The 19,490-nt window shown below is 72.5% G+C and carries 18 protein-coding genes; 13 read left to right on the forward strand and 5 right to left on the reverse strand.

Going from position 1 to position 19,490, the window contains the following annotated elements; translation table 11 throughout:
* Nucleotides 1–63 precede the first annotated feature (63 nt).
* Together galK and galE are read right to left on the reverse strand one after the other, a co-directional pair.
* A complete protein-coding gene (galK, locus tag ACH495_RS04680; protein WP_396856361.1) occupies nucleotides 64–1,218 on the reverse strand; it encodes a galactokinase in 1,155 nt (384 codons plus the stop codon).
* The gene (gene galE / locus ACH495_RS04685; protein ID WP_396856524.1) at nucleotides 1,215–2,147 is read right to left on the reverse strand and encodes a UDP-glucose 4-epimerase GalE; all 933 of its coding nucleotides are present in this window, start codon (nucleotides 2,145–2,147) and stop codon (nucleotides 1,215–1,217) included. The genes galK and galE overlap by 4 nt, the downstream gene beginning before the upstream one ends.
* Before the next feature lie 227 nt (nucleotides 2,148–2,374).
* Between galE and ACH495_RS04690 the strand changes: the two genes are divergently transcribed.
* The 6 genes from ACH495_RS04690 to ACH495_RS04715 all read left to right on the forward strand — a co-directional run bounded on the left by ACH495_RS04690 (nucleotide 2,375) and on the right by ACH495_RS04715 (nucleotide 6,927).
* Complete coding sequence (locus ACH495_RS04690) at nucleotides 2,375–3,391, forward strand: hemolysin family protein (protein WP_396856362.1); 1,017 nt, start codon at nucleotides 2,375–2,377, stop codon at nucleotides 3,389–3,391.
* A gap of 33 nt (nucleotides 3,392–3,424) precedes the next feature.
* Entirely contained in the window at nucleotides 3,425–4,450 is a 1,026-nt protein-coding gene (gene trpS / locus ACH495_RS04695; protein ID WP_396856363.1) for a tryptophan--tRNA ligase, read from the forward strand.
* A gap of 36 nt (nucleotides 4,451–4,486) precedes the next feature.
* On the forward strand, nucleotides 4,487–5,050 hold the full coding sequence (locus ACH495_RS04700; RefSeq protein ID WP_396856525.1) for a 2'-5' RNA ligase family protein: 564 nt from the start codon (nucleotides 4,487–4,489) through the stop codon (nucleotides 5,048–5,050).
* Nucleotides 5,051–5,106: 56 nt separating this feature from the next.
* The gene (locus tag ACH495_RS04705; protein WP_396856364.1) at nucleotides 5,107–6,048 is read left to right on the forward strand and encodes a YhjD/YihY/BrkB family envelope integrity protein; all 942 of its coding nucleotides are present in this window, start codon (nucleotides 5,107–5,109) and stop codon (nucleotides 6,046–6,048) included.
* Nucleotides 6,045–6,419, forward strand: coding sequence for a GntR family transcriptional regulator (locus tag ACH495_RS04710; RefSeq protein WP_396856365.1), 375 nt, complete (start codon nucleotides 6,045–6,047; stop codon nucleotides 6,417–6,419). The genes ACH495_RS04705 and ACH495_RS04710 overlap by 4 nt, the downstream gene beginning before the upstream one ends.
* A gap of 73 nt (nucleotides 6,420–6,492) precedes the next feature.
* Complete coding sequence (locus ACH495_RS04715) at nucleotides 6,493–6,927, forward strand: hypothetical protein (RefSeq protein ID WP_396856366.1); 435 nt, start codon at nucleotides 6,493–6,495, stop codon at nucleotides 6,925–6,927.
* Nucleotides 6,928–7,079: 152 nt separating this feature from the next.
* Here the strand turns inward: ACH495_RS04715 and ACH495_RS04720 are convergent, their stop codons facing one another.
* The gene (locus ACH495_RS04720) at nucleotides 7,080–8,714 is read right to left on the reverse strand and encodes a glycoside hydrolase family 13 protein (RefSeq protein ID WP_396856367.1); all 1,635 of its coding nucleotides are present in this window, start codon (nucleotides 8,712–8,714) and stop codon (nucleotides 7,080–7,082) included.
* Nucleotides 8,715–8,993: 279 nt separating this feature from the next.
* On the reverse strand, nucleotides 8,994–10,067 hold the full coding sequence (locus ACH495_RS04725) for a LacI family DNA-binding transcriptional regulator (RefSeq protein ID WP_396856368.1): 1,074 nt from the start codon (nucleotides 10,065–10,067) through the stop codon (nucleotides 8,994–8,996).
* Nucleotides 10,068–10,264: 197 nt separating this feature from the next.
* Here ACH495_RS04725 and ACH495_RS04730 point away from each other — a divergent pair, with 197 nt between their 5' ends.
* From ACH495_RS04730 to ACH495_RS04745, 4 genes are all read left to right on the forward strand, one after another.
* Nucleotides 10,265–11,518 (forward strand): extracellular solute-binding protein, encoded by a 1,254-nt coding sequence (locus ACH495_RS04730; RefSeq protein ID WP_396856369.1) that lies wholly within the window; start codon nucleotides 10,265–10,267, stop codon nucleotides 11,516–11,518.
* Complete coding sequence (locus ACH495_RS04735) at nucleotides 11,518–13,161, forward strand: ABC transporter permease subunit (protein WP_396856370.1); 1,644 nt, start codon at nucleotides 11,518–11,520, stop codon at nucleotides 13,159–13,161. Before ACH495_RS04730 ends, ACH495_RS04735 begins: the two co-directional genes overlap by 1 nt.
* Entirely contained in the window at nucleotides 13,158–14,042 is an 885-nt protein-coding gene (locus tag ACH495_RS04740; RefSeq protein WP_396856371.1) for a sugar ABC transporter permease, read from the forward strand. Before ACH495_RS04735 ends, ACH495_RS04740 begins: the two co-directional genes overlap by 4 nt.
* Before the next feature lie 137 nt (nucleotides 14,043–14,179).
* A complete protein-coding gene (locus ACH495_RS04745) occupies nucleotides 14,180–15,979 on the forward strand; it encodes a glycoside hydrolase family 13 protein (protein ID WP_396856372.1) in 1,800 nt (599 codons plus the stop codon).
* Nucleotides 15,980–16,034: 55 nt separating this feature from the next.
* Here the strand turns inward: ACH495_RS04745 and ACH495_RS04750 are convergent, their stop codons facing one another.
* Nucleotides 16,035–16,622, reverse strand: a complete 588-nt coding sequence (locus ACH495_RS04750) for a TetR/AcrR family transcriptional regulator (RefSeq protein ID WP_396856373.1) — start codon at nucleotides 16,620–16,622, stop codon at nucleotides 16,035–16,037.
* Between the two features lie 97 nt (nucleotides 16,623–16,719).
* Here ACH495_RS04750 and ACH495_RS04755 point away from each other — a divergent pair, with 97 nt between their 5' ends.
* The 3 genes from ACH495_RS04755 (at nucleotide 16,720) to ACH495_RS04765 (ending at nucleotide 19,459) form a co-directional block, all read left to right on the forward strand.
* Nucleotides 16,720–17,709, forward strand: coding sequence for a hypothetical protein (locus ACH495_RS04755; RefSeq protein ID WP_396856374.1), 990 nt, complete (start codon nucleotides 16,720–16,722; stop codon nucleotides 17,707–17,709).
* A 57-nt stretch (nucleotides 17,710–17,766) separates the two neighbouring features.
* On the forward strand, nucleotides 17,767–18,108 hold the full coding sequence (locus ACH495_RS04760) for a hypothetical protein (protein WP_396856375.1): 342 nt from the start codon (nucleotides 17,767–17,769) through the stop codon (nucleotides 18,106–18,108).
* A gap of 277 nt (nucleotides 18,109–18,385) precedes the next feature.
* Nucleotides 18,386–19,459 (forward strand): BMP family protein, encoded by a 1,074-nt coding sequence (locus ACH495_RS04765; RefSeq protein WP_396856526.1) that lies wholly within the window; start codon nucleotides 18,386–18,388, stop codon nucleotides 19,457–19,459.
* Nucleotides 19,460–19,490 lie beyond the last annotated feature (31 nt).

The raw sequence follows: 19,490 nt of genomic DNA on the forward strand, positions 1-19,490 counted from the left end.
ACCGGGGGAGACTGGGGGAGGGCGGGGGAGGGCGGGGAGGGCGGGGAGGGCGGGGAGGGCGGGTCAGGGGAGGCGGGTGACGCCGGGGGCGGGGAGGACGGTCAGGGTGCGGGGGGCGGCGAAGCCGCGCTCGGCGTAGGCCGCCGCCACGGCACGCGCCACCTCGTCGGCGGCGTCCGCGTCGACCAGGGCGAGCACGCAGCCGCCGAAGCCGCCGCCGGTCATCCGCGCGCCGTGCGCCCCGGCCGCCAGCGCCGCCTCGACCGCGGTGTCGATCTCCGGGACGGTGATCTCGAAGTCGTCGCGCATCGAGGCGTGCGAGGCGGTGAGCAGCGGACCGGTGTCGCGGACCCGGTCGGCGCGCAGCAACGCGACGGTGTCGAGCACCCGCTGGTTCTCGGTGACCACGTGCCGGACCCGGCGTCGGGTCTCGTCGTCGTCGAGGCGGGCCAGCGCCGCGTCGAGGCCGTCGGCGGGCACGTCGCGCAGGGCGGCCACCCCGAGCGTCGCGGCGGCCCGCTCGCAGCTCTTCCGCCGGGCCGCGTACTCGCCGTCGGCGTGCCGGTGCGGCGCGCGGGAGTCGACCACCAGCACGGCCAGCCCGGCCGCGTCCAGGTCGAACGGGATCTGCTCGACCTCCTCGGTGCGGCAGTCGAGGAACAGCGCGTGACCCGCGCGGCCCCGGACGACAGCGGACTGGTCCATGATCCCGGTGGGCGCGCCGACGTAGTCGTTCTCGGCGCGCTGGGCGAGCCGGGGCCAGCGTTCGGTGGGCAGGTCGAGCCCGCCGAGGTCGACCAGCGCGGCCAGCACCGCCGACTCGATGGCGGCCGACGAGGAGAGCCCGGAGCCGACCGGGACGTCGGAGGCGACGGCGAGCCGGGCGCCGGGCACGTCGAGGCCGGCGGCGCGCAGCGCCCACACCACCCCGGCCACGTAGGCCGCCCAGCCGTCGACCCGGCCGGGCTCGTCGGCCTCCGCCGCGCCGAACTCCACCGGTGCCTCGTCCAGCTCCGACCAGACCGTCCAGCGCCCGTCCGGGCCGGGCGCCGCGGCGACCACGGTACGCAGCGGCAGCGCGAAGGGCAGCACGAAGCCGTCGTTGTAGTCGGTGTGCTCGCCGATCAGGTTGACCCGCCCGGGAGCCGCCCAGCGGCCGACCGGCTCGGCGCCGTACCGCTGCCGGAAGCCGGCGGTGGCGCGCTCGGCGACGGTCACGACGGCTGTCCCGCGACGTGCGCCCGGTAGAACGCCCAGGCGTCGCCGACCATGTCGTGCAGGGTCGGCTTGGCCGGCACCCAGCCCAGCTCGTCGCGGGCCAGCGCGGACGACGCGACCAGCTCGGCGGGGTCGCCCTCGCGGCGTGGCGCCACCTCGACCGGCACCGGGTGGCCGGTGACCTCACGGACCACGTCGACGACCTGGCGGTTGGTGAAGCCGCTGCCGTTGCCCAGGTTGTAGATCCGGTGCCGGCCGGGCGTGGCGGCGTCGAGCGCGAGCAGGTGCGCGCGGGCCAGGTCTTCCACGTGGATGTAGTCGCGGACGCAGGTGCCGTCGACGGTCGGGTAGTCGTCGCCGAAGAGCTGGAGCTTCTCGCGCCGGCCGGCGGCCACGTCGAGCGCGATCGGGATGAGGTGCGTCTCCGGGTCGTGCCGTTCGCCGATCGCCGACCCGTCGCGCAGGTACGCCCCGGCGACGTTGAAGTAGCGCAGCGAGACGGCGCCCAGCTCGTGCGCGATCGCCTCGGACGTGAGCGCCATGTCGACGGCCAGCTTGGTCGCCCCGTACGTGTTGGTGGGGGCCTTGACGGCGGTCTCCGGGATGGGCAGCTCGATGGGGTTGCCGTAGACGGCGGCGGTCGAGGAGAAGACCATCCGGGGCACCCGGGCGGCGCGGACGGCGTCGATCAGGGCGATCGAGCCGACGGTGTTGGTGTGCCAGTAGAGCTCGGGGCGGATCATCGACTCGCCGGCGGCGATCAGGGCGGCGAAGTGCAGCACCCCGTCGAACCCGGCGTCCGGGGTGAGCACCCGGGCGGCCTCGTGCACGGGCAGGTCGACGTGGGTGGCGTCGGGGGCGAGCGCCTCGCGGTGGCCGGTGCGCAGGTCGTCCAGCACGGTCACCTGGTGGCCGTGGTCGAGCAGCATCCGGGTCACCACGCTGCCGATGTAGCCGGCGCCGCCGGTGACGAGCAGTTTCACGTCGATCCTCCTGCCTGGCCGCGTCCGTGTCGGCCGTCCGTGATCACCCTACGGCCGGCGGCGACGGCGCGACGGTCGAGTGAGCGTCACTCCATTCCATCACGATCCATCAGGATTGAACAGATCCGCACATCGGGCCGGCCGTGCGGCGGTCGCTGTCTACCATGCTTGTCATGCGGGAAGCGGGTGGTCCCGGGCCCCGGCGGCGACCGTCGGGGCGGTCCCGACGCGAATCCGGCCCGCTCGCCCGGGCCGTGGCCCGGCTCGTGGTGCGGGCCGCCGACGGCGCCACCCGGGTGGTGACCGACCTGCTCGGGGCCAGTCCCACCGCCGGGCGGGAACGGATCAGCGAGGCCGACCTGCGCGACCTGGTCGCCGCGAACACGCTGCTCGACCCGGACGAGCGGCGGATCATCGACGAGGTGCTGGTGGCCGGCGCGCGGCTGGTCCGCGAGGTGATGGTGCCCCGCACCGAGGTGGTCTTCCTCGCCGCCGGCCTGCCCGTGGCCGAGGCGCAGCGGCTGGTCCGGGCCGACCCGCACACCCGCTACCCGGTGGTGGACGGCACGCACGACGACGTGGTCGGCCTGGTGCACCTGCGGGACGTGCTGCTGCGCCCGGAACCGGCCGGCCGGGTCGCGGTCGGTGAGCTGACCCGCGAGGTGAAGCGGTTGCCGGGCAGCAAGCGGGTGCTCGCGGCGCTCACCGAGATGCGCCGGGAGGGGCACCACCTGGCCGTCGTGGTCGACGAGTACGGCGGCACCGCCGGCATCGTCACCTGCGAGGACCTGGTGGAGGAGCTGGTCGGGGAGATCCACGACGGGCGTCACGGCCCGCCCGACCCGGGGCCGGCCGGCCTGCCCGCCGTGGTCGACGGCCGGCTCAACCTGGCCGACTTCGCCGAACGCACCGGGGTGCCGCTACCCGCCGGCCCCTACGAGACGGTCGGCGGGTACGTGATGGCCGCGCTGGGCCGCCTGCCGGTGGTCGGCGACGAGGTGCCGGTGCGGGACGACCCGGCCGACGGTACGGATGCCGCCGATCCGGAGGGCTGGCTGCTGCGGGTGCTGGCGCTCGACGGCCGGCGGGTGTCCCGCCTGGCGGTCTCCGTACGCCGGCTGCCCGAGCCCCGGCGCGAGGTCAACGGCCCGCGCCCGCCCGTACCCGCCCGACCCGCCGGCCCGTCATGACGGACCCGGGGGCTTGCTGACAGAATTGCCGCCATGTCCGACGTACCCGCCCGCCCGCGCGTCTTCTCCGGCATCCAGCCGACGGCCGACTCGTTCCACCTCGGGAACTACCTGGGCGCGCTGCGGCACTGGGTGGCGCTGCAGGACAGCCACGAGGCGTTCTACTGCGTGGTCGACCTGCACGCGATCACCGCGGGGCACGACCCCGAGCTGCTCAAGCGACGCAGCCGGGTGGCGGCCGCGCAGCTCTTCGCGCTGGGCATCGACCCGGAGCGCAGCATCCTCTTCGCCCAGTCGCAGGTGCCCGAGCATCCGCAGCTGGCCTGGGTGCTCGGCTGCATCACCGGCTTCGGCGAGGCCGGCCGGATGACCCAGTTCAAGGACAAGTCGCAGAAGCAGGGCAGTGAGCGGGCCAGCGTGGGCCTGTTCACCTACCCGATCCTCCAGGCCGCCGACATCCTGCTCTACCAGGCGCACGCGGTGCCGGTCGGCGAGGACCAGCGGCAGCACCTGGAGCTCTCCCGCGACCTGGCCCAGCGGTTCAACTCGCTGTTCGGCCCGACCTTCACCGTGCCGGCGCCACACATCGTGAAGGACACCGCCAAGATCGTCGATCTGCAGGACCCGACGGCCAAGATGTCGAAGTCGTCCTCCTCCCCGGCCGGCATCATCGACCTGCTGGAAGATCCGGCCCGCTCGGCCAAGAAGATCCGCTCGGCGGTCACCGACACCGGCCGCGAGATCGTCTTCGACGCGACCGGGAAGCCGGGCGTCTCCAACCTGCTCACCATCTACTCCGCGCTCTCCGGCCGGAGCATCGACGACCTGGTCGCGGCGTACGACGGCAAGGGCTACGGCGATCTCAAGAAGGACCTCGCCGAGGTGGTGCGGGAGTTCGTCACCCCGGTCCAGGAGCGCACCAACGCCTACCTGGACGACCCGGCCCAGCTCGACAAGCTGCTCGCACAGGGCGCGGAGAAGGCCCGGGCGGTGGCGGCCGGCACCCTGCGCACCGTGTACGAGCGGGTCGGCTTCTTCCCCCCGGTGCGGTTCGAGTAGCGGCCCGGGGCGGCAACGGTGACGGTGACCGGAGGGATGGCGCGCAACGTGGCGGGCAGTGACGCAGCGCCGGGCGGCGGGGACACGATCCAGATCGGGATCGCGGTCGACGTGCCGGAGCCGTGGGGCGGGCTGCTCACCCGCCGCCGGGTCTCCGCCGGCGACCCGCAGGCCGTCCCGGCCCACGTCACCCTGCTCGGGCCCACCGAGATCCCGGTCCGCGCGCTGCCCGCGGTCGAGGAACACCTGAGCCGGGTGGCCGCCACGCACCTGCCGTTCACGCTGCACCTGCGCGGCACCGGCACGTTCCGCCCGGTCACCCAGGTGGTCTTCGTGACGGTGGCGGCCGGGATCAGCGAGTGCGAGCTGCTCGCCGCCGCCATCAACTCGGCCCCGGAGCTGCGGCGCGAGGCGCGCTTCCCCTACCACCCGCACGTCACAGTGGCCCAGGACGTGCCGCCCGAGGTGCTCGACAAGGCGTACGAGGACCTGGCCGACTTCTCCGCGCTGTTCGAGGTGGAGGCGTTCACGCTCTTCTCGCACAGCGGGGCGACCCGCTGGCAGCCGCGCCGCGACTTCCGGCTCGGCGGCCCGCGCTGAACACCCGGCCGGCCGGGCCGCCTCCGCCGGGGGCGGCGATCGGCGAGGATGACGGGGTGAACGTCTTCGGCCGGATCGAGGCGGCGATCGGGCGCCGGATCGACGCGGCCCGCGGTCGCTCGTCCGCGTTCGACCACCTCTGGCTGGCCGGGACGCTCTACGCCGACCTGCTCGCCGGGCGGCTCGCCGCCGCCATCGCCTACTACGGCTTCTTCGCCGTGTTCGCGCTCGCGCTGGTCGCGTACTGGATCTTCGGCGCGGTGCTGCGCGACAACGAGGAGGTCAGCCGCGCGGCGGGTGATTTCCTCCGGGAGAACCTGCCCTTCCTCGACCCGGCGCAGATCGCCGAGAGCAGCAACACCGTCGGCGTGGTCGGCCTGGTCATCCTGGTCTTCACCGGGATCGGCTGGGTGGAGGCGATCCGCTCGTCGCAGCGCCTCATGTACGGCTTCAACCAGCAGCCCGGCAACCTCGTGGTGCGCCGTTTGGTCGACCTGGGCGTGCTGGTCGCGGTCTTCGTGCTGCTCTTCGTCTCGGTCGCCGCCGTCGACGCGCTGGAGTCGCTGCTGCGTTTCCTGCTGCGCAGCACCGGCTCGGTCGGCCTGACCACGGTCAGCGCGGTGCTGAGCGTGCTGGTCAACGCCGTGCTCGCCGCCGCGTTGCTGCTGGCCGTGCCCCGGCTGCGGATGAGCCGCCGCCGGTTGCGCCCGGCCGTGCTGACCGTCGCGGTCGGCATCACGCTGCTCAACACCGTGGGGCGCTACTACGTGGTGCGCACCGAGCGGAATCCGGCGTACACGGTGGTGGCGACCGCCGTGGGCCTGCTGCTCTACCTCTACCTGCTCAACCAGATGGTGCTCTTCGGCGCCGCGCTGGCCGCCACCAGCCGCTACGGGCGGGTGGTCGACCTGGCCGAGGGCGGCGCGCGCGAGGTGGACGTGGAGGCGGACGTGCTCGACGAGGAGACCGACCCGGGCACCCCCGGGGGTGGGGGATGAGCCCGCGGATCCGGGTGGACGCGGAGTCGGCGACACCCCCGTACGAGCAGGTGCGCGCGCAGCTCGCGAGCGCCGTCTCCGACGGGCGGCTGGCGGTGGGCACCCGGCTGCCGGCGGTCCGGCAGCTCGCCGCCGACCTGGGGCTGGCGGTGAACACGGTGGCGCGGGCCTACCGCGAGCTGGAGGCCGCCGGGCTGGTGCAGACCCGGGGCCGGCACGGCACCGTGGTGGCCCCCGGACGCGACGACGCCACCGACCGGCTGCACCGGGCCGCCGCCGACTACGCGGCCGAGGCGCGTCGCCTGGGTGTGCCGCCGGAGCGGGCGGTCGCGCTGGTCCGGGCGGCGTTGGACGCCGGTACGCGTGGCTGACGGCGGTCGCCTGAGCGGGGAGACTCGGGGGATTGCGGTCCCCACGCGGGCGCGGAACGACGATGATGGGCCGGTGGGCGCACTCGTGACACTGGACCTGCCGGACGACTCGCCGATGCTGGGCCTGCCCTGGATCATCACGTTCGGCCCGCTGGCCGCCGAGGACGAGTGGGAGCCGGTGGTCTGCGGCCCGTACGAGCGGCCGCACGCGCTGGCGCTGGCCGAGGCGGTGGTGGCCGAGGAGCAGCTGATGGCGGTCGTGGAGCCGCTGCTGCCGGCGCTGACGCCGGAGGAGATCCGCGGCGAGATCGCCGCCGCGCAGATCGCCGCCACGGACGAGACCGACCAGGCCGACCTGTACGGCGACTTCGAGGACGTCATCGACGACGAGTTGGAGCTGGCCGCCGAACGTCAGCCGGAGCCGCAGCCGGCGAACCCGCCGGACTCCGACGAGGTCCGCGCCGGCTTCGCCCGGATCGCGGCGCTGCTCACCGCCAAGGGCGCCTGACCTCCGGCGCGGTTCCCGGACGGACATCGGCCCCCGGGAGCGGACTCCCGGGGGCCGGTGTCACCTCACCCCCCACCACAAGGGGTCGGCAGCCCAGCCGCCCGTCGGCGCGGAGCACAACGGACGACCAGGTCGTTGGCGGGTTACCCGGCTCAGCGCCGTTCGAACCACGCGGCTGCGTCCACCGGCAGGACGTGTCCGTCGCCCCGCTCGGTGAGGTCGGCGCTGGCGACGAGCGGCCGGCCGTGGCCGGCGACCGTCACGTCGGCGCCGCTGAGGTTGACCACGCAGGTCAGCTCCGTGTCCCCGGCGGCGCGGCGGAACGCCAGCACGCCCGGTTCGGTCTCCAGCCAGGTGATGCCGCCGAGGCCGGCCAGCGCCGGGTGCTCGCCCCGGATCCGCAGCGCCGCCCGGTACAGCTCCAGCGTCGAGCCGGGCACCCCGGACTGGGCGGCCACCGAGAGGGCCCGCCAGGTCGCCGGCGCCGGAAGCCAGCTCAGTTCGCTGCCGTCCGGCCCGAAGCCGTACGGGGCCAGCTCGCCGCTCCACGGGATCGGCACCCGGCAGCCGTCCCGACTCTCGCCGGTGCGCAGGAACGACGGGTCCTGGCGCAGCTCGTCCGGGAGGTCCAGCACCTCCGGCAGGCCCAGTTCCTCGCCCTGGTAGACGTACGCGCAGCCGGGCAGCGCGAACATCAGCAGCGCGGCGGCCCGGGCGCGGCGCAGGCCGACCTCGCCGTCGCCGTACCGGGTGACGTGGCGCTGCTTGTCGTGGTTGGAGAGCACCCAGGTGGTCGGCGCGCCGACGATGGTCGCCTCGGCCAGCGCCGTGTCGATCACCTTGCGGAACGAGTCGGCCGACCAGGTGGCTTCCAGGAAGTCGAAGCTGAATGCCTGGTGCAGCTCGTCCGGGCCGATGTAGCGGGCCAGCCGCTGCGGCGTCTCGGCCCAGGCCTCGGCGACCGCCATCCGGCCGCCCGGGTAGCTGTCCAGGATCGGCCGCCAGGCGCGGTAGATGTCGTGCACCTCGTCCTGGTCGAAGTAGGGCAGTCGGCCCTTGCCCAGCAGATCCGACTGGCGTTGCCCGGTGGTCATCGTGCTGAAGCCGACGTCCGGCAGGCCCTCGGCCTTGATCATCCCGTGTGCCACGTCGATCCGGAAGCCGTCGACGCCGCGGTCCAGCCAGAAGCGCAGGACGTCCTCGAACTCGGCCCGCACCTCGGGGTGGCGCCAGTTCAGGTCCGGCTGGGCCGGGTCGAACAGGTGCAGGTACCACTGGCCGTCGACCACCCGCGTCCAGGCCGGGCCGCCGAAGATGCTCTCCCAGTCGTTCGGGGGCAGCTCGCCCTGCTCGCCCTTGCCGTCGGCGAACAGGTAGCGCTCGCGCTCGGGTGAGCCCGGGCCGGCGGCGAGCGCCGCGGCGAACCAGGGGTGCGCGCTGGAGGTGTGGTTCGGCACCAGGTCGACGATGATCCGCAGGCCCAGGGCGTGCGCGTCGGTGATCATCTCGTCGAAGTCGGTGAGGTTGCCGAACAGCGGGTCGACGTCCCGGTAGTCGGCCACGTCGTAGCCGGCGTCGACCTGCGGCGAGGTGTAGAAGGGCGTCAGCCAGAGCGCGTTCACGCCCAGCTCGCGCAGGTAGGGCAGGCGCCCCCGGATGCCCTGGAGGTCACCGACGCCGTCGGAGTTCGCGTCCGCGAAGCTGCGGACGTAGACCTGGTAGACGACTGCGGACCGCCACCAGTCGTCGTCGGTGGCCAGGGGGGTGGGGGTGGGGGCGGAGGTCATCGGTGTCGATTCCCGTTCTGTGGCGGCGCAGGGTGTGTGAGCAGAATGCCGCGCCGACGCTGCAAGAGTCAAGCATTCCTTGCGCAAGAAATGACGCCGGTCACCCGTCAGCCCGCGCGGTCCCCCGTCACCCCCCGTCCCGCATCCCGAGACGCCCCCGGCCTTCCCCGCCCGCCCCTGCGCCCTCGATCTTGCACTTTCGGCCCCGGCTGCGGGCGATTCATCCCTTTCGCCGGGGCCCAACGTGCAAGATCGCCGGGATGGGGCGGGCGGGGTGGGTTAGGCGGGGATGGGGAGGGAGGGGGTGGGGGTGGGGCGTTGGCGTTTGGGGGTGGGGGTTGGTCTCGCCACGGCGGTGGAGCCGCGCACCACCAGCTCCGGGCGGAACAGGTATTCGGAGTTCGGGGACGGGTGCCCGTTGATCTCGTCGACCAGGGCCCGGACGGCGGCCACCGCCATCGCCGCGACCGGCTGGCGCACGGTGGTCAGCGGCGGGTCGGTGAAGGCCATCAGCGGGGAGTCGTCGTAGCCGACCACCGAGACGTCCTCGGGAACGGACCGGCCGCGCTGGCGGGCGGCCCGGATCGCGCCGAGCGCCATCAGGTCGGAGCCGCAGACCAGGCCGGTCACCCCGCGTTCGAGGAGCCGGCCGGCGGCGGCCTCGCCGCCCTCCACGCCGAACAGGGACAGCTCGGTCAGCTCGGTCAGGTCGTCGTCGGCGACGTCGGTGAGGCGCCGCATCGCGGCCTTGTAGCCGGCGACCTTGCGCTGCACCGGGACGAACCGGTCCGGACCGGTGATCAGGCCGATCCGCCGGTGCCCGAGCGCAACCAGGTGGGCGACCGCGAGTTCGGCGGACTCCCGGTCGTCGCAGGAGACGAACGGCGCGGGGATGCCCGGGGCGTACCCGTTGATCATGACGATCGGCAGCGGCCGGGCGAGCAGCGTGCGGTACCGGTCGTGGTCGGCCGCGGTGTCGGCGTGCAGGCCGGAGACGAAGACGATGCCGGAGACCTGCCGGTCCAGCAGCATCTCCACGTACTCGTCCTCGCGGACGCCGCCGGGCGTCTGGGTGCACAGCACCGGCGTATAGCCGGTGGGGGCCAGCGCGGACTCGATGATCTGGGCGAACGCCGGGAAGATCGGGTTGTCCAGCTCGGGCACGACCAGGCCGACCAACCCGGCGCTGCGTTTGCGCAGCCGGGCCGGACGTTCGTAGCCGAGCACGTCGAGGGCGGTGAGGACGGCCTGCCGGGTCTCCGGGGCCACTCCGGGGCGGTCGTTGAGCACCCGCGACACCGTGGCCTCGCTGACTTCGGCCTGTTGGGCGATGTCGGACAGTCGAGCGCGCATGGCGGCACTTTAGCTCAACGGCAAAGTCTTGCGTACACTTCTGCAAGCCCTTCCATTCTCTGCAACCTCTTGCTAACGTCCCCGCAACATGCGAGAGCAGCGGCGCAGCACCCCCGCGCCGGTCAGCAAGAAATTTCAGAGGTTCCCACTGGCGGTCGCCCTTCCCCCGGCGTGCCGCCATGACGACAGGAGTACCGATGCGCATCCGTACCGCGGGTGTGGTCGCCGTCCTCGGCCTGGCGCTCGCCGCGTCCGGCTGTGGTGACAGCGGCAGCGACAAGCCGGCCGCCGAGCAGTCCGCCACCAAGGCGACCGGCGGCAAGCTGGTCATCTGGGCCGACGACAAGCGCACCGCCGCCCTCAAGCCGTTCGCCGAGGAGTTCGGCAAGGAGAACGGCGTGACCGTCGAGGTGCAGGCCGTCTCCAAGGACCTGCAGACCAACTTCGTCACCGCCTCCCAGCAGGGCAGCGGCCCGGACGCCGTGGTCGGCGCGCACGACTGGATCGGCAACCTGGTCCAGAACGGCGCCATCGACCCGGTCCAGCTCACGGCCGAGCAGAAGGCCGGCTTCAACGAGACCGCGGTCAAGGCGGTCACCTTCAACGGCCAGCTCTACGGCGTGCCCTACGCCACCGAGAACCTGGCGCTGATCCGCAACACCGAGCTGGCCCCCGAGGCGCCGAAGACCATCGAGGACCTGGTCACCGCCGGCAAGAAGCTCAAGGCGGAGAAGAAGGCCAGCGAGATCCTCTGCCTCCAGTCCGGCCAGAACGGCGACGCGTACCACATCTACCCGCTGTACTCCTCGGCCGGCGGCTACCTGTTCGGCACCGCCGCCAACGGCGACTACGACCCGAAGGACCTGGGCGTGGGCAAGCCGGAGTCGATCGCCGCGTTCCAGAAGATCGCGAAGCTCGGCGAGAAGGGCGAGGGCGCGCTCAAGCGGTCCATCACCGGCGAGAACTCCATCGCCACCTTCACCGGCAAGAAGTGCGCCTTCCTGGTCTCCGGCCCGTGGGCCGTGGCCGACGCCAAGAAGGCCGGCATCAAGTACGACATCTCCCCGGTCCCCGGCTTCGCCGGTGGCAAGGAGGCCCAGCCGTTCGTGGGCGTCCAGGCGTTCTACGTGGCCGCCAAGGGCAAGAACAAGGCCCTGGCCCAGGAGTTCGTCACCAACTACGTGACCAAGCCCGAGCTGGCCGTCGCGCTGTACCAGGCTGAGCCGCGCCCGCCGGCGCTGACCGCCGCCTTCGACCAGGTCAAGGGCGAGGACCCGGACCTGGCGAAGTTCTCCGAGGCCGGCAAGAACGGCCAGGTGCTCCCGGCGATCCCGGCCATGGCCGCGATCTGGGACCCGTTCGGCAAGGCCGAGGCCGCCATCATCGGTGGCGCTGACCCGGCCAAGACGATCACGGCCGCTGGCAAGACCATCCAGGGTCAGATCAAGTAATGAGCGCGCCGCTGTCCGGCCCGGGGTCCGCCACGCGGACCCCGGGCCGGGAGCCCGCTCGTCCCGGGCTCCCGCGCACCTCGCGTACCGCGCGGAACCACGCGCCGATCACCGCGACCGGCCTCGTCGTCAAGGTGGTCCTGCTCGGCCTGGTGGCCGGGATCGCGCTCTGGGCGGCGTTCCCGCTCATCGAGGCCGAGCACTGGATCGGGCTGGGCGTCCTGGTGGCCACCACCGCCGGCCTGTTCTACCTCTACCTGGGCCGCCGGCACATCCCGGCCAAGTACCTGGTCCCCGGCACGCTCTTCCTGATCGCGTTCCAGGTGCTCCCGGTGCTCTTCACCGCGAGCACCGCGTTCACGAACTTCGGCGACGGCCACCGCGGCAGCAAGGACGACGCGGTCGTCGCCATCCAGACCTCCTCGGTGAAGCAGGTCCCCGGCTCGACCGAGTACGCGCTCACCATCGCCACCACCGGCGACCCGGCGACCGGCCCGCTGACCTTCCTGCTCAGCGACCCGAAGACCAAGGAGGTCTTCGCGGGCGACGCGGGCGGGCTGCGCCAGCTCGACGCCGGTGCCGTCACCGTCAGCAGCCTCAGCGGCAAGATCACCGCCGCGGACGGCTACACCGTGCTGAACATCGGGCAGGCCAGCAGCCGCAGCGACGCCGTCACCGCGCTGATCGTGCCGACCGACGACGGCGCGATCCGCTCCAACGGCCTCACCCGGGCCTACGAGGGCAAGGCGGCCCGGGCGTACGACGCCGGCTGCGACTGCATCACCGACAGCGAGAGCGGCAAGACCTGGACCGCCGACGAGAAGATCGGCTCCTTCGTCGCCGCCGACGGCGAGCGGCTCACCCAGGGCTGGAAGGTGAACGTCGGGCTGAAGAACTTCGGCGCGGTGCTCACCGATTCGAACATCTCCGGACCGTTCTTCGGCACGCTGGCGTGGAACTTCGCGTTCGCGGTCGGCTCCACCGGCTTCACCTTCCTGCTCGGCATGGCCATCGCGCTCGCGCTGCACTCGCCCCGGATGCGGGGCACCAACTTCTACCGGGTGCTGCTGATCCTCCCGTACGCGATGCCGTCGTTCGCGATGCTGCTGGTCTGGCGGGACATGTTCAACACCGACTTCGGCCTGCTCAACAACCTGTTCGGGCTGGACGTCGACTGGTTCGGCGGCGCCTGGTCGGCCCGCGTCGCGGTGCTGCTGGTGCAGCTCTGGCTCGGCTACCCGTACATGTTCCTGGTGGCCACCGGCGCGCTCCAGGCCATCCCGCGCGAGCTGACCGAGGCCACCTCGGTCGACGGGGCCAGCCCGTGGCAGTCGTTCAAGGCGGTCACCCTGCCGCTGCTGCTGGTGGCGCTCTCGCCGCTGCTGATCGCGTCGTTCGCGTACAACTTCAACAACGTCAACGCGATCCTGTTCACCACCGAGGGCGGGCCGTTCGCGCCGGACAACCCGCGCAACGGCGCCACCGACCTGCTGATCACCTACACCTACCGGCTGGCGTTCGGCGCGCAGGGCGCCGAGTACGGCCTGGCCGCCACCGTCTCGATCTTCATCTTCGCGATCGTGGCGACCGTCTCGGCGATCAGCTTCCGGCGTACCCGTAAGCAGGAGGAGGTGTACTCGTGACCAGCATCGCGGAAACACCGGCGGTCCGCCGCTCGCGCAGCCGGTGGTTCGCCCAGGTGGGTTGGCGGCATCTGGTCGGGGTGCTGGCGGTGCTGTTCAGCCTCTTCCCGATCATGTTCGTGATCTCCGCGGCGCTCAACCCGCTCGGCACGCTCTCCTCCACCGAGCTGCTGCCGACCGGGGCGTCGCTGGAGAACTTCACCAACCTGTTCGACCGGACCGCGTTCGGCCACTGGTTCCTCAACTCGCTGCTGCTGGCGGGCGTGGCCAGCTTCGCGTCGATCTTCCTGTCGGCGCTGGCCGCGTACGCGTTCTCCCGGATGCGGTTCGCCGGGCGGCGGATCGGCCTGCTCACGCTGCTGCTGATCCAGATGTTCCCGCAGTTCCTGGCCATCGTGGCGATCTTCCTGATCTTCACCACGATCACCGACCTGTACCCGTCGATCGGCTTCAACACCCCGTGGGGCCTGTTCCTGCTCTACATGGGTGGCGCGCTGGGCGCGAACACCTGGCTGATGAAGGGCTTCTTCGACACCCTGCCGAAGGAGCTGGACGAGTCGGCGACCATGGACGGCGCGTCGCACGTGCAGGTCTTCTTCCGGATCATGCTGCCGCTGGTGGCGCCGATCCTGGCGGTGACCGGCCTGCTCGCGTTCATCGGGTCGATCAACGAGTTCATCATCGCCAACGTGTTCCTCACCAACACCGAGTCGAAGACCCTCGCGGTCGGCATGTTCGGCCTGGTCGCGGGCGAACGCAACAACAACTTCGGGATGTTCGCGGCGGGCACGCTGCTCACCGCGATCCCCACCGTGCTGGTGTTCCAACTGCTCCAGCGCTACATCGTCTCCGGCCTCACCTCCGGAGCTGTCAAAGGCTGAGCCTCCTCGGCTCACGCTGCGGCAAGGGCGTCGTGTCGGCGTACACCGGAGCGGTTTGGAGGGCGGACCGCCGCGGTCGGGTGACCGATCGCGGCGGGCGCCCCACTCACTGTCGGTACGACGCGAAAGGCCGCACCATGTCCCTACAGCCGCACCACGACGGATCCGCCACCTACGTCCCGGAGCAGGAGCCCGCGCTCGGGCAGACCGTCCCCGTGTTCGTCCGGGTGCCGGCCGGCGCCGGCGTCGACCAGGTGCACCTGCGCACCACCGGCGACGGCGAACCACACTTCACCGAGGCGGTGGTCGACCGCACCACGAACGGTGACGTGTGGTGGCGGGCCGACGTCGAGGTCCGCAACCCGGTCAGCAACTACCGTTTCCTGCTCGACGGTGAGGCCGGCCCCCGCTGGCTCAACGCGGCCGGCATCGCCGACCACGACGTGCCGGACCACGGCGACTTCAAGCTGGTCAGCTACGCGCCGCCGCCGGCCTGGGCCCGGGACGCGGTGATCTACCAGATCTTCCCGGACCGGTTCGCCCGCTCGGCCGCCGCGGACGGCCGCACCACCCCGGACTGGGCCATCCCGTGCGACTGGGACACCCCGGTCATCGGCCGCGGCCCGGAGACGCCCCGCCAGTTCTACGGCGGCGACCTGGACGGCATCACCGAGCGCCTGGACCACCTGGACCGGCTCGGCGTCAACACGGTCTACCTCACGCCGATCTTCCCGGCCCGCTCCAACCACCGGTACGACGCGTCCAGCTTCGACACCGTCGACCCGCTGCTCGGCGGCGACGCGGCGCTGGTCCGGCTCGCCGACGCGGTGCGCGCCCGGGGCTGGCGGCTGCTCGGCGACATCACCAGCAACCACACCGGCGACGCCCACCGCTGGTTCACCGACGCGATCTCCGACGTCGACGCGTTGGAGCGGGACCTGTACTACTTCGACCTCGCGGGTGGGGACTACGAGTCGTGGAACGGGGTGAAGTCGCTGCCGAAGCTCAACTGGGGCAGCGCCGAACTGCGCCGCCGGTTCGCCACCGCCGAGGACTCGCTGCTGCGCCGCTGGCTGCGCCCGCCGTACGGGCTGGACGGGTGGCGGGTGGACGTGGCGAACATGACCGGCCGGCGGGGCGCCGACGCGTACACCCACGAGGTGGCGCGGCTGCTGCGCCAGGTGGTCGCCGAGACCCGGCCGGACGCGCTGCTGCTCGCCGAGCACGGTCACGACCACACCGGCGACCTGGACCGCGACGGCTGGCACGGGACGATGAACTACGTCGGGTTCACCGACCCGGTGTGGTCCTGGCTGCGCCAGGGCGACGACCCGGTGCCGAACTTCCTCGGCACCCCGGGCGGGGTCCGGCGGCGGGACGCGGACGCGGTGCTGGCGACCATGAACGCCTACCGGTCGCTGGTCTCCTGGCGGTCGTACACGCACTCGTGGCAGCTCCTCGGCTCGCACGACTCGGCCCGGATCCGCACCGTCGTCGGCGACGCGGCCCGGCAGGAGGTCGCGGCCGGGCTGCTCGCCACCATGCCGGGCACCCCGGTGATCTTCGCCGGTGACGAGCTGGGCCTGACCGGCCGGAACGGGGAGGGCTCGCGTACCCCGATGCCGTGGCACCGGCCGGAGAGCTGGGACCGGCGCACGTTCGACGCGTACCGGTCGCTGCTGGCGCTGCGTCGCGACGAGCCGGCGCTGCGGCACGGCGGCCTGCGCTGGGTGCACGCCGACGCGGACACGCTGGTCTTCCTCCGGGAGACGCCGACCGGCTCGGTGCTGGCGCTGGCCCGCCGCGCCCCCGGCGCCCCGGTGCACCTGGCCGGCCTGCCCGCCGCCGACAACATCTACGGCGGCGCCCCCGCCCTGCGCCCGGGTGCCGCGACCCTCCCCGCCGACGGCCCCACCTTCCAGCTCTGGCGCTGGTGAAAGGCGGGGGCCCCGGTTAACGCATTCTGCATAACCGGGGCCCCCGCCTAACACCTCAGCGCAGCAGCGCGCGGACGCCGGCGAGGTAGGTGGCGCGGTCCGGGGAGCCGGTGAGGATGCGCTGGGTGAAGTAGCCGGGCACCAGCCCGAACAGTGCCGCGCCGACGGCCGCCGGGTCGGCGTCGGGGGGCAGCTCACCGGCGTCGCGCGCCCGGGTCGCGGCGGTCACGAAGTGGCCGCGCAGCCGGGTGTACGTGGCGGCGACGAACTCGGCCAGCGCCGGGTCCCGCTGCGCCTCGCTCCACACCTGGAGTGCCAGCGGCAGCACGCCGTCCGGGCCGAGTTGGGTGTCGACGAAGGTCAGGGCGCGGTCCAGCACGTCGGTCAGCGGCAGCGGCGGCTCGGCGGTGGACAGGTCGGCGAAGGTCGCGTCGGCGGTGCCGATCACTGCCTGGGCGATGGCCGTGATCAGGTCGTTCTTGCTGGGGAAGTAGCGGTAGACCGCGCCGACCGAGAGCCCGGCCTCCTTGATCACGTCCTGCATCGAGGTGTGGTGGAAGCCGTCGCGCACGAAGCAGCGCCGGGCCGCGTCGAGGATCTGCTGGCGCCGGGCGGCGAGGTGCTGTTCGGAGACGCGTGGCACGACACACATGCTAAAGCGAACGTTCGTTCTTGACGAACGTTCGGCCGGCGCGCACGCTCAGCTCAAGAGAACGAACATTCGTTTTAAGGAGATGGCGATGCTGCGCTCCCGCTCGCCCTGGACCCTCACCGCGCTGCTCGTCGGCCTGGCGGTGGTGGTGCAGGCGCTGCTCGTACCGCTGTTCGCGGCACCCGCCGCGCACCTCGCGCCGCGCGACCTGCCGGTCGCCGTCGCCGGCCCGTCCCCGGCCGTCGCCGAGCTGACCGCCCGGCTGGCCGCCGTCGGCCCCGGCGCCTTCGCGGTCACCGCGCTGCCGGACGCGGCGGCGGCCGACCGGGCGCTGCGCGACCGGGAGGTCTACGCCGCGTTCGTGGCCGGCCCGGACGGTGTCGCGCTGCACACCGCGCCGGCCGCCAGCCCGACCGTGGCGGCCCTGCTCACCGACGCCGCCGGCCAGCTCGCGGCCGGCCGCCCGGTGCCGGTGACGACGGTCGTGCCGACCGACCCGGACGACCCGCGCGGGGCCGGGTTCGCGGCCGGCTTCCTGCCGCTGGCGCTCACCGGCATGCTGGCCGGCGCGCTGCTCACCCTGCTGGTCGCCGGCCGCCGCGCGCGGCTGGCCGGCCTGATCGGGTACGCGGTGCTCGCCGGCGCGGCCGGCGCCGCGGTGCTGCACGGCTGGCTCGGCCTGCTCGACGGCGACCCGTGGCGGGAGGCGGGCGCGATCGGACTGTTCTCGCTCGCCGCCGCCGGCACCGTGGCCGGTCTCGGCGCGCTGCTCGGCCGCGCCGGCCTCGGGCTCGGCGCGCTGCTGGTCTTCCTGGTCGGCAACCCGCTCTCCGCGGTCGCCGCCGCGCCCGAGCTGCTGCCGCAGCCGTGGGGGACGGTCGGGCAGTTCCTGCCGGTCGGCGCCGGCGGCACGCTGCTGCGCTCGGCGGCCTTCTTCGACGGCGCGGGCGCCGGCCGGCCGCTGGCGGTGCTGACCGGCTACGCGCTGGTCGGCCTGGCCCTGGTTTTGGTCGGTCGGCGGGCCGGGGCCGCCGGGGAGGTGACAGTGCCACCCGAGCCGGCCCAGGTCACGGTATGACGGCACCTGGGCGAGCTGACTACTACGCGGCGTCGTTGATGGGGGAGGATGGCCGGCGTGGAAGCTCTTCGACTGATCCTTCTCTACGTCCATCTGATCGGCTTCGCGCTGCTGCTCGGCGGCGGGATCGCCCAGTACGTCACCGGTCGCCTGCGGATCAACGCGGCCATGCTGTGGGGGGCGGTGATCCAGATCCTGACTGGTCTCGGACTCTCCGCACCCCTGCGCGACGGCGACGAACCGGCCCCGGCGAAGCTTGTTACCAAGTTGGTGCTCGCGCTGCTCATCTTCGTCATGGTCTTCTTCTCCCGTAAGCGGGAGGCCGTGAACCGTGGCCACTTCCTCGCGATCATCGGGTTGACGCTGCTCAACGCCGCGGTCGCGGTGTTCTGGCGGTAGCTCGCCGGCCACCGGGAGGGGCCCGGAAAACGGACGTTCGCGACACCTCAGCGCAGGTCTGTCGACACGAAAAGTGATCTGCCCCACCCAAGGGTTACACCGGGGTAACGGACGCTCAACAGTCGTGCACGATTGTCGGCCGGTGGGTGGGCGCGGGCGTACGCTCCCGTCCGTAACGTGGGACGCCGGCCGCATACCGCAGGCCGGCGCAAGGGCATGCGTACCGCGCACGACGCGGGCGCAATGGGAAGGAGACGTCTTGCGCTCTGTGCGTGGGATGCGGATCGCCTCCGCCTTCGTGGCGGGTGGCCTCGTGCTGGGCGCCGCCGCGTGTGGTGAGGCTCCGGACGACAGCAACGACAACGCCGGCGGCAACGGCGGCAAGAAGTACAGCGCCTGCATGGTGACCGACGTCGGCGGCATCGATGACAAGTCCTTCAACACCTCCGCCTGGAAGGGCCTTCAGGAGGCGAAGAAGGAGAACGACAACATCGAGATCAAGAACGTCCAGTCGAAGGCCGAGGCGGACTACGAGGTCAACCTCACCGGCTTCGTCAACCAGAAGTGCGACTTCATCCTGGCCGTCGGTGGCCTGATGCAGGACGCCACCAAGAAGGCCGCCGCCGCGAACCCGAACCAGCAGTTCGCGATCGTGGACGCCAACCCGGGCGTGGCGAACGTCTACCCGATGCAGTTCGACACCGCGCAGGCCGCGTTCCAGGCCGGCTACCTGGCCGCCGGGATGAGCAAGAGCGGCAAGGTGGGCACCTACGGCGGCCTGCCGATCCCGCCGGTCACCATCTTCATGGACGGCTTCGCCGACGGCGTGGCGTACTACAACAAGGCCAAGAACAAGAACGTCCAGGTGCTGGGCTGGGACAAGGCCACCCAGAAGGGCTCCTTCACCAACGACTTCGTCAAGCAGGACGAGGGCAAGAAGGTCTCCGACGCGCTGGTCGCCCAGGGCGCCGACATCGTGATGCCGGTCGCCGGTGGTGCCGGCCTCGGCACCACCGCCGCGGCCAAGGCCTCGGGCGGCAAGTACTCGGTCGTCTGGGTGGACGTCGACGGCTGCGAGAGCACCCCGGACTGCTCGGCGATCGTGACCACGGTCGTCAAGAACATCCCGGAGGCCGTCAAGGAGGCCGTGGTGAAGGCCGCCGGTGGCGAGAAGCTCCAGGCGCAGCCGGGCTTCGTCGGCACGCTGGCCAACACCGGTGTCTCGATCGCGCCGTACCACGACTTCGACAGCAAGGTCCCGGCGGACCTGAAGGCCGAGGTCGACAAGATCAAGGCGGACATCGCCGCCGGCACCATCACGGTCACCTCGAAGGCCCAGCCGACCAAGTGACCGCTCCGCCGGCCGCCGCGGTGAGATCATC

Origin of the sequence: Micromonospora sp. NPDC018662 (genome assembly GCF_044391475.1) — a bacterium.
Taxonomy (GTDB): Bacteria; Actinomycetota; Actinomycetes; order Mycobacteriales; family Micromonosporaceae; genus Micromonospora.